At 58.4% G+C, this 13,193-nt stretch carries 9 protein-coding genes and 1 riboswitch; of the genes, 3 read left to right on the forward strand and 6 right to left on the reverse strand.

Annotated elements, in window-relative coordinates:
- Positions 1 to 1,643: 1,643 nt before the first annotated feature.
- Positions 1,644 to 2,426 carry a nodulate formation efficiency C protein gene (locus WN72_RS10420; RefSeq protein WP_244553946.1) on the reverse strand — a complete coding sequence of 261 codons (783 nt, stop codon included), beginning with the start codon at positions 2,424 to 2,426 and terminating at the stop codon, positions 1,644 to 1,646.
- A 930-nt stretch (positions 2,427 to 3,356) separates the two neighbouring features.
- Positions 3,357 to 3,558, forward strand: a riboswitch (cobalamin riboswitch).
- A 102-nt stretch (positions 3,559 to 3,660) separates the two neighbouring features.
- Here WN72_RS10420 and metE point away from each other — a divergent pair.
- Entirely contained in the window at positions 3,661 to 6,006 is a 2,346-nt protein-coding gene (metE, locus tag WN72_RS10425) for a 5-methyltetrahydropteroyltriglutamate--homocysteine S-methyltransferase (RefSeq protein ID WP_092219367.1), read from the forward strand.
- 1,189 nt (positions 6,007 to 7,195) lie between these two features.
- Here metE and WN72_RS10430 read toward each other — a convergent pair.
- The 3 genes from WN72_RS10430 to WN72_RS10440 all read right to left on the reverse strand — a co-directional run bounded on the left by WN72_RS10430 (position 7,196) and on the right by WN72_RS10440 (position 9,600).
- On the reverse strand, positions 7,196 to 7,795 hold the full coding sequence (locus WN72_RS10430; RefSeq protein WP_092219369.1) for a hemerythrin domain-containing protein: 600 nt from the start codon (positions 7,793 to 7,795) through the stop codon (positions 7,196 to 7,198).
- 897 nt (positions 7,796 to 8,692) lie between these two features.
- Positions 8,693 to 9,298, reverse strand: coding sequence for a response regulator FixJ (gene fixJ / locus WN72_RS10435; protein ID WP_092219371.1), 606 nt, complete (start codon positions 9,296 to 9,298; stop codon positions 8,693 to 8,695).
- Positions 9,295 to 9,600, reverse strand: coding sequence for an ATP-binding protein (locus WN72_RS10440; RefSeq protein ID WP_244553947.1), 306 nt, complete (start codon positions 9,598 to 9,600; stop codon positions 9,295 to 9,297). Before WN72_RS10440 ends, fixJ begins: the two co-directional genes overlap by 4 nt.
- Before the next feature lie 213 nt (positions 9,601 to 9,813).
- On the opposite strand from WN72_RS10440, the gene WN72_RS47605 reads away from it, so the two are divergent.
- On the forward strand, positions 9,814 to 10,020 hold the full coding sequence (locus tag WN72_RS47605; protein WP_167381111.1) for a hypothetical protein: 207 nt from the start codon (positions 9,814 to 9,816) through the stop codon (positions 10,018 to 10,020).
- 22 nt (positions 10,021 to 10,042) lie between these two features.
- Here the strand turns inward: WN72_RS47605 and WN72_RS10450 are convergent, their stop codons facing one another.
- On the reverse strand, positions 10,043 to 10,363 hold the full coding sequence (locus WN72_RS10450; protein WP_143130799.1) for a hypothetical protein: 321 nt from the start codon (positions 10,361 to 10,363) through the stop codon (positions 10,043 to 10,045).
- A gap of 1,302 nt (positions 10,364 to 11,665) precedes the next feature.
- Here WN72_RS10450 and WN72_RS10455 point away from each other — a divergent pair.
- Positions 11,666 to 11,893, forward strand: a complete 228-nt coding sequence (locus WN72_RS10455) for a hypothetical protein (RefSeq protein ID WP_092219380.1) — start codon at positions 11,666 to 11,668, stop codon at positions 11,891 to 11,893.
- A gap of 1,171 nt (positions 11,894 to 13,064) precedes the next feature.
- Here WN72_RS10455 and WN72_RS47500 read toward each other — a convergent pair.
- Positions 13,065 to 13,187, reverse strand: coding sequence for a hypothetical protein (locus WN72_RS47500; RefSeq protein WP_271611083.1), 123 nt, complete (start codon positions 13,185 to 13,187; stop codon positions 13,065 to 13,067).
- Between the last annotated feature and the right edge of the window lie 6 nt (positions 13,188 to 13,193).

The following is a 13,193-nucleotide window of genomic DNA, read 5'->3' on the forward strand; positions in this document are numbered from 1 at the left end:
CTGCGTGAGGTTCAAGCGATTTCTTCCGGTGTGCATGTCGCGGTATCCTTAGCCTCGTCGGTCTCTCTCACGGGGCGGGTCCTGCACCCTCTCGACCTGAGGAGGAGATCTCCATCGCTCGGCGGCAAACTTGGTATCCGGGAGAAAGCCAAGCTTCGAACGCTGTTGTCTCACGCACTTGAAGATGAAGTCGCGTGTGAATTCTTGACGTCGAGTGGAAGTCAGCCGGGGAGGAGCAACCTGGCTTTGCTTTGTGGCAACCCGCATCGGCAGACAGAAGGCTGCCGACGGTTTCAGGGAGGGGCGATGACATTTCGCTGTAAGGTCTTGTCAGGACAAGATTGATGTTCGAAAGAAATCTGATCTCGCTTCCTCTGAGATCTGGACAAGGGCGCCGCGGAGTTCAGCTCGCAGCGTAAATGAATCGATATCGTTTGCTCAAACCGCCAATCCCCAAGCCATCTTTTGGAGAGCCACGCGTGGATGCCAATCGCATTGTGGCCTTTCGCACCTCTGCGGTGCGCCATAATCTTCGTGGTGCCGCCGCCCGTTCGTAGAAGAACCCGATGTCATGGGCGGCGCGACTGGCGGCCGCTCTGTTGTAGTGCGCTTCACCGCGATCACAGGTGAAGATTGACCCAGCAAGCCCGGCACGAGGGCGTGCGTTTGCGCCAGAAGATGTGGAACGGCAAACTGCGTGGCTTCGTCGTATACGCACCGCACGAGGGGTATGCCGCCCGCGTGTTCGGACGATCGCGAGCACGATCCTGTTGCCATTCGGCACGAGGCGTCAATCCGCATCATGGCTGCCCCATCGCGGCACTCGGGCAGGCCGCTCTGGTGCGGTTTAGCCGACTCAAGCTACAATCGTTCTCAACGACCTCACTACACAATGGGAATCAAATGGCTGCAGCTCCACGGGAATTGCCGGTCTCTTCTTACGCACTTGAAGTGGATGGCCGACTCAGAGCTGAATTCGCAACCAAAGACGGCGCCAGGGCAGGCGGAGCAGAACTAAAGAAGCGTTTTCCCATGCTTCAAATCCGGATCTATGACGCGCAGACGAATGCGCGCGAGGAAATTTAGCGCCGAGTCAGTCGTTCCTCGATGCCTCGCGCGCGGCTCCGGGACTCGTCGCCGGTGGCACTCGGAAAAGGGCCGGTGTTCGAGGGTATGCCGACACTGCCCCATTACCCTCTTAATGGGTTTCGTCGCAGCACTCGACCGTGCCGGCTCGGCGTTGGCATGCTCACCAGTTGGTGGCGCGATGCGCGGCGTGCACGCCGGATCGGACTTGGGCCCGAGGCATCTCCAGGCCCGGTCGCTTGAAGAGTGGCATGGAGTGCTGGTTCCTCGCAGATCGGTGTTCTCTCACTGCGTCGGGTGCGCTGGGAGCAAAATCTCGCCAACTGATACGCGCCGCTGAGCTCGACTGTCGCGGAGAGGCTCGAGTAATCGTGCTGCCCGATTTTTGCCTGATGAACTAAAGGCTGCGGGGAAAGGCTCGCGACGGTTGCTAAGGCGTAAGCACCGACACTTTAGCGCTGATATGTCTTGCAGTTACTCTGAGGCGGTCGGCGGTAAAGGAGCTGCGGCGCGATCTTGCTCCGCGCGACCATTAAACCGAGGGCTTTCGCTCCTTCTTACTCTTCCCGTTCCTTGGGCTCCATCCGAGCGAACCAGGAGCCAGGAGGAAAGGCCGCGATACGCTTGGCAAAGGAGGATTGCGGCTCCCAATCTTGCCCTTCGCTCTTCTCGAAAGTGATGACCCCGTTATGGGTGTAAAAACGGGGCCCTGGGATATTACAGTTCACTAAAAGCAAAACGCGCCACAGATCACCTTTTTCGGTCGGCTTGTCCTTCTGCTTCGGCAAGTAGTCCACTCCAACAGGCTCAACGATAGTGCAGCGGCCCTGCCGCAGGAGATCGCCGAGCCGGCCCTGCGTGGTCGTCACGAAGTTGAAGTTGCTCGGATCATGCAGAAAGCGAAGATTTGCGTCCCTTTCGCCATCCTTGACTTCACTGGCGATCAACCCGAGCGCCAGGGCGTGCCAGCCCAATTCGATCGGCTTTGCATAGGTCGACGCAAGTTGAAACGTGCCGTCGAGCGCGATCCTCCAGGTGATAACGTACTGTTCGTCTAATACATCATCCGCGTGCCTGGTCCACGAAACGAAAACATAGTCGTTTCCGTCAAGTTCGGCGACGCCCCACATTCGAGGGACGAACCGTGCAACTTTCGAGACGTTGGAGATAATTTGTTCTATTGTCTCACCGTCTTGCGCTCGCCACGTTGACTTGAATCTTTCGATATGGGGGCTCTCGATAGCGCGAGCACGGTCGCCAGTCGCAGCCAGCCCGGCCAGACAGATCAGGGATCGACCGAGACAAAACAATAACGCGCGTCTTCCAGACACTTTTCTCATGACTGTTGGCCTATCTGGTTTCATCCACACGTCATTGCAGAGCGGGCAACTTCAGCCTGTTATGCGCGAGCGCAAGAAGTTAGCGGCGACGCGACGGGGGACCGATGGTGTCCCGTGCGAGCAGGCGCTCTATCACGCGCCGCTAACTTCGTTGCCGGCGACAGCCTCAAGTTGCTGTGCTAGACATGCCCAGCAGGAGGAGACTGGGCATGCCGAAGACTTGCATTCCTCGTGCCAGGTTAATAGACGGCAATTCGCACCGCTTCTATGTCCTCTTTGTCGGCTTTCCGACGTGCGGGCGTCTCGATGTTTCCGTTCAGCGCGGCTTATGCCACGCGCCGAATGTTCGGTGGGCGCAGCTGAACGCCTCGACCAAGTTCCTGATGAGAATTGGGAGCACGTTTGCCGCCACAGAACTGTTTGGCTCGCTATCGTTACCGGAGTGTCAGCTTTCGACCTCTGGCATGCCTCTGGGTACTCGCGGCCGAGAGGCCAGAGCGCGTTTGACGCTTCTTTCGCGACAACCGGCACTCGCGCCGAGCATTTGGAGTCTGGCTGGCACTGCAAATCAACGTGCCGGTCAGGTATGTTGCTGACTTTGCCACGTGTCTTAGGCCTATGCAGCACGGATCCAGCTGGTCGAGAGGGCAGCTGGATGGCGGACGCGCTCGAAGAACCTGCTGGGAAGCCTGGGACACGCATCAAATGCGTTCTGCTCTAGGCAGCAGTCCCGACCGCGGAAGCCGCTTTATCCCTTCCACCGAACTGGCGTGCGGCCAGAGGGCAGCTGCGATGGTCATCACAATATCGCTGACTGCAGAGCGCATCTACATCGACTCAGCGATAAGGATGCGCGGTCATTCGCGTAGCGGATGTCGCAGCACCAGCTTGCGACATAATCTGAGAGGTTGACGGAAGACTTGTCTTGCCGATAATCCAAGTCGTCGAGGTTCTCCGGTCCCACTTGATCCGGAGCTAAGAGGGAAGCCGGTGACAATGCCGGCGCTGCCCCCGCAACTGTGAGCGGCAAGCCGCTGTCCAACGATGTCACTGAAGCCTGCGCGGCTTCGGGAAGGCCGGACAGAAGCGATGACCTGCGAGCCAGGAGACCTGCCCCGACAATTATTCGTCCACGGGCGGGGTGTCCCGGTGGTGCGCCAAGCAGCCGTCGCACCGCGCGACTTCCCCTGCCTGCGTCCGCCACGGCCTTTGCCCCCAATATGGGGTTAACGCTATGTCTCTTCTCTCCCTTCCGGTTGCCACGCTTGGAACGCCACGCATCGGTCCAAGGCGCGAGCTCAAACTCGCTCTTGAAAGCTATTGGGCGGGAAAACGCAGCGAACTGCAGTTGCTCGAGGACGCAGCTGGCCTGCGTGCCGCAAACTGGGCTCGTCAGAAATCTATCGGCGTCACCGTCATTCCATCGAACGATTTCTCGCTGTATGATCAGGTGCTCGACACAAGTGTCATGGTTGGCGCCATCCCAGAGATCTACGCTTCGAACGCCGAATCCGTTTCGCTGAAGACGTACTTCGCCATGGCCCGGGGATCACAATGCGGCGATCAGGATGCGAGTTGCGGTCGCGGACCGCGCGGATTTGGCGCACCCGCTCAGGAGATGACCAAGTGGTTCGATACCAACTACCACTACATGGTCCCCGAGTTTCGCAGAGGGCAGACTTTCAGGCTATGCTCTCGCAAGCCGATCGAGGAGTATGAGGAAGCCAAGGCCCTTGGCTTTCAGACCCGTCCTGTCCTGATCGGGCCGGTCACATTCCTAAAGCTCGGCAAGAGTCTCGATCCTGCGTTCCAGCCACTCTCACTGCTGGATGAACTGATACCGATCTATATCGAGGTTCTGCAGGAATTGGCCAAACGTGGGGCAAATTGGGTTCAGTTCGACGAGCCCTGCCTGGTTCTTGATCTGGATGAGAGGGCGCGGCAATCTTTGCGACATGCCTATGATCGGCTCGCCAAGGAGGTGCCGGCCATCAAGATCTTAGTTGCCAGCTATTTCGGCGACCTCGGGGACAATCTGAACACCGCGTTGAGCCTGCCAGTTGCCGGACTACACCTCGACCTAGTTCGAGCGCCACAGTTGTTGGACCAGATCATCGCTGGCGGCCGAGGTGATCTCGTCATGTCGCTCGGTGTCGTCGACGGCCGGAATGTATGGCGGTCGAATTTGTCATCGCTGCGCCAGCGGCTCGAACCCGCGATTGCGAAGCTCGGCAAGGACCGTGTACAGATTGCCCCATCCTGCTCGCTGCTTCATGTACCGGTCGATGTTGAACTTGAAACCGGGCTCGCTTCCGACGTCAAGAGCTGGCTTGCTTTCGCGGTCCAGAAGATGCGGGAGCTTGCGATCCTGGCGCGGGCACTCGCAGGCGACCAGAATGTTGCGCCAGCTCTTGCCGAGTCGGAATGTGCCGCGACTGTTCGCCGGACTTCGCCGAAAATCCGTGATGCCAATGTCGCTGTCCGGATGAAAGCGATCGATCAGACCATGCGTCGACGCGGGAGCCCATTTGCCCGTCGTGCCGAGATCCAAAGCAATCGTTTCGGACTACCGGCTTTTCCTACCACGACCATCGGATCGTTTCCGCAGACCACAGAGGTCCGGAATGCCCGTGCGGCGCATGCGCGAGGCGCGATAAGTGACGAGCAATACGACAGGTTCCTCAAGGAGGAGACTGCGCGCGCCGTACGTTGGCAGGAGGACATCGGTCTCGACGTCCTCGTGCACGGCGAGTTCGAGCGCAATGACATGGTGCAGTACTTCGGCGAGCACCTCGCCGGCTTCGCATTTACCAGGAGCGGATGGGTGCAGTCGTACGGCTCGCGCTGCGTCAGGCCGCCGATCCTGTTTGGCGATGTGGTGCGGCCGAAGCCTATCACCGTGGACTGGTGGCGCTACGCGCAATCACTAACGAGGAAGCCGATGAAGGCTATGTTGACCGGACCGGTGACGATTTTGAACTGGTCCTTTGTCCGCGATGATATTCCCAATAGCGAGGTCTGTCGCCAGATTGCGCTCGCGATCCGAGACGAAGTCCGCGATCTCGAGAATGCTGGTGCGACAATGATCCAGATCGACGAAGCCGCACTGCGCGAAGGAATGCCGTTGCGTCGATCGGAGTGGACGGCCTATCTCGACTGGGCCGTGGATTGCTTCAGCATCTGCTCATCGGGCGTCGCCGATGAAACGCAAATTCATACACATATGTGCTACTCGGAGTTCAACGACATCATCGCTGCGATCGCTGCAATGGACGCAGATGTCATCTCGATCGAGACGTCGCGCTCGAAAATGGAACTACTCGACGCGTTCAGGAACTACGAATATCCAAATCAGATCGGACCGGGCGTGTACGACATCCACTCCCCACGCGTTCCCGAGGCGGGCGAAATGAAGGAACTGATGGTGTTGGCTCGGACCCGGCTGCAGGATTCGCAGCTCTGGGTCAATCCGGACTGCGGCCTGAAGACGCGCAAATGGGAGGAAGTGCGTCCGGCGCTAGCGAACATGGTCGCTGCCGCCCGCCAACTACGCGCTGCATCCGATCCGCGAGGCCATTGATCCGGGCTTGGGTCTCTTCTCGACAAAGCGGATCCTCTTGCGGTCATTTGCGCTGTCGATGATCGATGGAGCCTTGGGAATAAAAAAGGCCCGGCCTCGCTGAGCGGGCCGGGCGAAAGTCCGGGAGGAGCGACGCTGACGCATCGCGCGGACTTCCATCGGCGGAGAGAGGACAACCGCCGGTTCGATCACGGCAAGGACATTCGCCGAAAATCTGAGCTCAGTTGAAGCACAAGCTCAGCGTAGCTCAATTATGCCGTGGTATGCGACCGTTAGCCTGAGGTTTATAAAGTTACACCAAAGTTTGTCGATCAAGAGCACGTCGGCAACGATTACGACGGCGACGAGGACGGTGATGCCGGGCGGTCACAGCAGGGCACGAGCCGCAAACTCAGTGCGCTTCCTGTCTGAAAACCTTATGCTCGATCAGCGCGACGATACGAAAAACCCGGCTCCAAGGATCTTGCAAGCGTAGACAATGCCTGAGCGGTTGCTATTGATTTGATCCCTGCTTAAGGCAGTCCTTGGTCGACCGGTTCCAGCCGGTGGTCGGGTTTCGTCTTGGGTCTCTGTTTGAGAGTCTATGAGCGGACCACGCGGAGGATGTCACGAGCTTGAAGATGGCACTGGTGCCGACAGGGTGCTCCTCAGCCGTGAGCCTGGTCCTGCCCTCAGCACAGGGCCAGTTGAATGATGGCGATCTCCGATCCGGCACGGCTCGGCGCAGAGTTAGACCCGACGTCGTCCAGCGCCTTGCCGTTCGTGCTAAACGTACCCGGGCGAGCAGTACCTGGCAATTGACGTGCTGTGGGTCAAACCGGTCGCGGTCGGATCATTCAGAGCCTGCCAGGCTGGGAAAGATTGGGAGTGCTTCGCCCCACCCGCGCGGCGGTAATCGTCCGTCATTGTGCGGCGGCGGGCATGAGAGGCATCCGTTTCGCGCGATGTCACTGCGCAACTGCCAGACCTGCGACATCACATTGTGGAACGTGCCGGAACCAGAGCTCAGGAAGGCTCGGCCATGCCGTTGGCACCGGAAGCGATCATCGTGCGGAGAAAGCCATCTTGGCGGTGCGGCAGCCTACGTGCCCGCGAACACCCCCATTTTCATTCGACAGGATGAGCATGAGGTCTAATTCCTGCTGTAACACGGCGCCGATCAATATGGCCCCTACGTCTCGGCGCCGTGTCACGGGTTGCCGGCCTTGGCGGACGAAAATGCGACCGAGCTCCGTTCGGCCTCAGCTTCTTGCTCCAATTGCAGAATATGCGCTCTTAGCGCATCGGAAGTGGCTGCCGCTGTCTCGCTGAACAGGGGATCCCCATCATCGGTGACGGCGGAAGCGATTTCGGTCCATTCCTGTGCCGAGAGAGCCTTCAGTGCGGCCGGAAAGAAATCTTGTTCTTCCCACATCATGTGGCGCCGCTCGCATACTATAAAGTCGCGTATGATATCGCCGACGTCTCGCCGAAAGAGTTCACGATCCGCGAGGATGGCGTCAATAGCTCGCGCGAAGTGGTGCAAGCGGTCGGCCACTTCCTGGTGTTCAAGCGCGAGATCGCCAACGATTGCAGCTGCATCGGGATCGCGAGCCTTGAGCTTCGAAAAAATCAAGTCTTCCTGTGGATGATGGTACAGCTCGGGGTAAACCTCGAAATAGCTGATAATCGCGCGAATGACCTCATAATCGGGACCGATCCCTCCCTCAAAAATCTCCAATTCGCGTTGAAGAGCGGCCAGAAGCAGATCAATGTTGCGATGCTCTCGAAGCAAAAGGTCGATGGTCATTCCGGTGCTCCTGGAGGCACAATGTAGGCCGGAAGCGTTTCTGCCACTTACAAGATCGCCCAAGCCGATTCGGTGTCCTTCTACGCCGCAGTTTTCTGCGCCGTTCGAGGCCGGCGTAAATCAACTTAGCCGCCGAAGTGTTGAGGTTGCCCCCGCAAGACGCCGGTCGGATAACGGCTGGTTTCGGTAAATTTGGCGGCCTGGGCGTGCATGGCGGACCCTTTCTTGCGGACATCGATGGGACGCAGATTGGCTGCTCCTGACGAACTCGAAAATTTGGATGTTTTCCCTAGGTAGAAGTCCCTAAGTATTTGCCCGTAAGTGCCATGAGCAGGGCGTTTTGAATCGGGGCGGCGCGGTCCCTTGTTTGCTCAGACATGGCCAAACCGGATTAGAAAGCTGCATGCTGGCTTCCTCGGCCGCGTCCATGGAAACACCCGGAAACGCACGGCCGCACCCGTGAAGAGCTCCAGCCGGCCGAAAAGTTGTCGTCCACAACCACTTTCGGCTTGCCGCAGGAAGTCTTGTTCGGGCGTCTTGGCTCTGATCCCCGTCAGCATCGGTCGGCCGCGGAGGTGACCAGGCAGATATTGACGGCATCCCGATCGATGTACGCTGACCGACGTGGTCGACGCGCTCGATGATCATGCGATACGCTGCCGTAGCCCCCGTTCTCCGGGGCGACAGACCCGCTGTCCATCGGAGCACAAATGTGGGCCGACGTAATTGATCTGCTTCATGTGCCGTCGTGATGCAAGAAACCAGCAGCCTGTATTGCATCGGTAGCCGTCATCGACAACATGACCCACTCGGTGCGGTGCGCCTGAAAACCGTCCATTCATCTGGAGTGCGCAGCTTCAACGCATGAATGAGCCATTCGCGCCATTTGCGCTTGTGCTAGAGTCCCGCGGCAATGGCGATCCGCATCAACTGGGACATGCTGCGGACATTGGTCTTGGCCATGAGGTTTGCACGGTAAACCTCGACTGTCCTGGGACTGATGCCGAGATCGTGGGCGATCACCTTGTTAATCTTGCCGGCTAATAGCCCCTGCAGGACGTCACGCTCGCGCGACGAGAGGCACGCGAGGCGGGCTTCCGCCTGAAGTTTTGCTGCGTCACCGGCTTGTTTTGTTGGCCGCGCTTCCAGAGCACTATTGATCGCACGCAATAGCACCTCCTCCACGAACGGCTTCTCAAGGAAGTCGGCCGCACCCGCTTTCATCGCTTCGACTGCGAGCGATACGTCGCTATGACCAGTTATTAAGACGACGGGGCAGTCGACGCGATTGGCCTTCACTTTACCGACTAGCTCGAGACCGCTCATACCCGGCATGCGGATGTCCGACACAATACAATCAACTGGACCGCTCGCGACGTCATTAAGAAACGCGGTCGCCGTCTCATAGGTTGCTACGTAGAAACCGTTAACATCAAGAAGAAAGGCGAGCGAGTCCCGCATTGCGGCGTCATCGTCGATCACAAGAATGCGCCGTCCAATCATGCTGTCTCTTCGCTAAGCTCGACAAATGGCGCGGTGTGAGGGATCGCGCTGCCACCCGGATTTGCTTGCGCGACGATATGGCCGCCATGTGACTCGATGATCGTCCGGCAGATTGATAGCTCCACACCCATGCCATGCCTTTCAATCGTGACAAAGGGCTGGAACAGTCGGTCGGTGATATCAGCGCTGATGCCGGGGTCCTTATGAGCAACTGTAAACCTGTCGACAGCAACTTCAGCGCGCGGGCAGGAAGCCATGGCGTCGATTGCATTGCGTATCAAGTCCACCGCGACCTTCTGCATCTCGATCTTGTCGACGACAGCACGAGAGACAGCGCGGCGGCTGCCGCGGCAATGCCATAGCCTTACCAGATGTGGTCCGACATGCTTCCTGGTAGACCCTCTCATTCGATCGACTCTACATTGTTTCCCACGAGGGCCACCGGAGCAGAACGCGCCTCAGCTCACACCAATCTATTGTGCAGGACGGCCGTCGCCATCTGGCCATATGCGCCAGTGCGTTGGCTGCACGGCTACGTGTTCTCCGGTCTTGGCCTTGATCCAGCCGCCGAAGGCCCGGCGGCAAGGAAAGACCACCCGGTGAATGGCATTCCCCTCGATCACGGCAATCTCCAGATCCTGATCAAAGGGCGGCGCCGTTTCGACCCGCTCCCAGGTCAGGTCGCCAGTAGATCTTGGACGGTGTTCATCGCTGCCGGCTGACAAATTCAGGCAACCTTCTGAACTACGCACGAGATGGCTTGGCCGCCGCGAGAGCTGGCTCAGCCCAATATTGCCAAGGCGGCGTGGTCCCCATTGCGCCAGCCGCGGCCGGGGTTTTATCGACCGCGGCGCCGTTGAACCTATCGTACCGGGACTTGATCGGCTCGCCACCCGAAATATTAGGATTGGCCCCGCGAAACAACTCCCGGGCCTTGGTGGAATCGATATGGATCAGCTCAGGTCCTTGGCGCTTGGTATTAACCGCTGTTCTGCAGAAGTAGAACTGGACTGCCGCTCCCGCGATCTCGCCGGCGGCGGGACGAATGTCCCCGTGGTCTGTCATGTCGAACATCCTTCGTTGGTGGAAAATCTCTTTGTCCCACGGCGTCAACGTGGGGCGTTGGGTTGTGAGGACGTCAGCCGCGCCCTTGTGAGCGGGGCGGCATCCCCGAGAACCGGAAGACGCCGGAGCTCGCTTGACACCCATTCGGATGAGCCTAGCTGCGCTCGGCGCCGATCATCGCGCCCGTCCGCGGGTCGATGAAGTGGACGCCTTCCGCACGCGGCGCAGGTTATTGTGTGTAGGTCATCGGCACGCGGCTCGGGCACGTCCGGCAGCAGTCCTTGAACTCGGTCGCCGGTATCTGGACATGAAAAGATGATGGGGCGCCAAGTCTTTCTTTCTGCCATGTGTGTGACCTTGGACGGGAAGCTCACTTCTATCAGTAGGCAGTCGCTGCAGTATTTGATACAGGTCAAAAAGAGCTGATGCGCATCCAGAATGGCCGAGCTCCAGCGGCTGCTGCGGGCCCACAGGCCCGCGTTGGCTGGCGACATGTCCCAAGTCGGGCGATCCGCGAGGGGACACGCCAGCGTGTAGCGGGGTTGATTTGAGGCGCACCACTCGCGAATGGGCCCCGACGGCATTTGTCCTCAATGTTGCGATAGCCGGCAAGCGGATGTTCAATTGATCGCTCGCCTCGCAATATCGGTGGCCTTGCCGGGCAGATCCCAGCCAAAGGCTTTGGCGCTGAAGTCTGAGCCCTGGGCTCATCGAAACGTTGGCTGCGACAAGCGTGATCATCGGCTGTGCTGTCGCGGCCGCAGGGGCAGTTTGCCTTATCTTGGCCCACGATCACGTGCGCATAGGTCTCGCCATCGATTGTCTCGGCCGCCGGCGCGCCTCGGAAATGGCTCTGCTCGGCGATTGGCGCGACGACCTGGTGTTTGCGGCAATGTCTCGTGGGACCACCAAGTATCGCGTGTAAAGTTAGCGGCCTCTCAATATTGCCAGGGGTTGGGTATGGATCGATAGAGATCAATAGCCGGCATCTCGGGCATGACGGCGCGTCTCTTCAGACGTTCCTCGAGTCATCGGTCGTTCAATTTTGTCAAGTCGAGGGCATGAGCAGACCAGAAGGCGTTATCCCTCTTCGCAAAACAGAGTGCGATCCGCCAAGCTGGAAAAGTAGTGGCCGCGTGGTCTGCGCGACAACAGGAGCGCGCGAGACGCGCTACCAAAGCTTCGAACTATCTCGATGGAGGACCGGACAACCGGTTGGGGATGCCGCTTGAGGCAGATCAAATACACTTGTGGAGCGAATGGCAGAATGGTGGATAAGCAAACCCACAAGAAGAGGATGCCATGATTTCATTTGATGTTCGGTTCATCAAGATCGTTTCTGACGATACCGGGCACGAACATCGTGCCTGTCAGGCGACGTTCAAGGTTAATGCCACCTCGCTGTGCGCTGCTGCACAGCAGGCGGAGAGTGATTTCTGCAAGCAAAAGAGTGTTCGCGATTGGACCGTCTTCGCCGATGTGATAGAGCTCCGAACCCCGACTGCATTGCCGCCGGCATGGGCTGGTTAGCTTGACTTTGGCGGAGGGAGTCTGCGAATTGGATTGTGGGTCCATCTGCAATCTAAGCGTTGTCCCGGACAGGGTCGCGTCGACCACAGCGAAAGCGTCATACCGGCAGGGCCATCCGGATCAAAGGATCCGCTCCCACAAATCGGTCTTGTTTGATTCGTGACAAGAACAAGTCTGCCTCTGGCAGCCATGGCTGTCTCAAAGGGTCTGCGTGGTTAGCCAATCTGCACACATCAATGCCCCTGAGTCGACACAGGACAAGCCTCATTGCCGCCTCGAAATCCACGACAGCTCTTGTGTCTGTACTCGCTGTTTCTGGCGGCGATGGGAATACGATCCGGCGTTTACCTTCTGCGTATTGCTCACTTTCGCCGCCAGCCTGCCAGCGCAGCCGTCATCCTCAATCACCGCTATGAACGGGCGGTAAGTTGGGACGTGAACACGTTCGCGTCCGTCGGCACCATCGGACCCACGACAGTCCTCACGTACATTGTAACATCAGCATCCGAGTACGATTCGATCGCGCGATCAGGGATAAACTCAGAACGAAAGAGAATTGCCACGGCAGACAAATGCTCAATCGAATTCGTCCGAGCGGCAAAAGTCCCTCGCATCACAGATCAGGCCTCTGTCCAAAGGACAATTCAGTTCACCGGCTCGTTATCGATCCGAGGTCGCCTGCAACGCTAATTGCAACGACGCCCACATAAGGGGAATCTGTTAGCGACAATAAGGCGCGCGCGAAGGCTCCTGCATTCTCGGCAACCGGGAGCACGTGGAGGAGAAGCGAGATTGCGCCGTGCACTCTCAAGTGCGGGCGAAATCAGGAGACAACTCGCGTAGTTCTTTAAGCGCAACTGTTGCTTCGATGTCACCAAACGTATGAACCGGCAATCTACGCTGGTGTCAACCGAGGGACGACATGTTCGATATTTATGTGAACGGAAGACGCGATCTTTTGGTCGTTCCGCGAGGGTTTGCGATCCCTACGGGGTTGGCCGGCAGTTGGAAGCGAAAGAAGCGGGCGGTGCGTTCAGTGAGCGATGTTATTCGCCAAGATGTGCAACAGCGCGGTTACCACCGACGTAGTCTGATCTCGAATCGGTCGAAGACGGCAGTCGAGACCTCGTCAGACGCGTAGCCAACGCGGCTATCTCCGCTGACCCATTCTTCAAAACACTTCTGGAAGGATGTCGCCGATCCCGTCGAGAACCTTGTTTACCGCGTCGACGGCAGGCGGGTATTCTGCTTCATTAGGCTTATGGCGCAAGGTTTCTTTTGAAAAGCCGCGCACGGCGCT

It is taken from the genome of Bradyrhizobium arachidis (genome assembly GCF_015291705.1).
GTDB lineage: Bacteria > Pseudomonadota > Alphaproteobacteria > Rhizobiales > Xanthobacteraceae > Bradyrhizobium > Bradyrhizobium arachidis.

Excerpts from the sequence above, each read along its gene's own strand:
- WN72_RS10450 (WP_143130799.1), bottom strand. The coding sequence starts at position 10,363 with ATGACAGACCACGGGGACATTCGTCCCGCCGCCGGCGAGATCGCGGGA.
- WN72_RS10455 (WP_092219380.1), top strand. The coding sequence starts at position 11,666 with ATGATTTCATTTGATGTTCGGTTCATCAAGATCGTTTCTGACGATACC.
- metE (WP_092219367.1), top strand. The coding sequence starts at position 3,661 with ATGTCTCTTCTCTCCCTTCCGGTTGCCACGCTTGGAACGCCACGCATC.
- WN72_RS10440 (WP_244553947.1), bottom strand. The coding sequence starts at position 9,600 with ATGCAGAAGGTCGCGGTGGACTTGATACGCAATGCAATCGACGCCATG.
- WN72_RS10430 (WP_092219369.1), bottom strand. The coding sequence starts at position 7,795 with ATGACCATCGACCTTTTGCTTCGAGAGCATCGCAACATTGATCTGCTT.
- fixJ (WP_092219371.1), bottom strand. The coding sequence starts at position 9,298 with ATGATTGGACGGCGCATTCTTGTGATCGACGATGACGCCGCAATGCGG.
- WN72_RS10420 (WP_244553946.1), bottom strand. The coding sequence starts at position 2,426 with ATGAGAAAAGTGTCTGGAAGACGCGCGTTATTGTTTTGTCTCGGTCGA.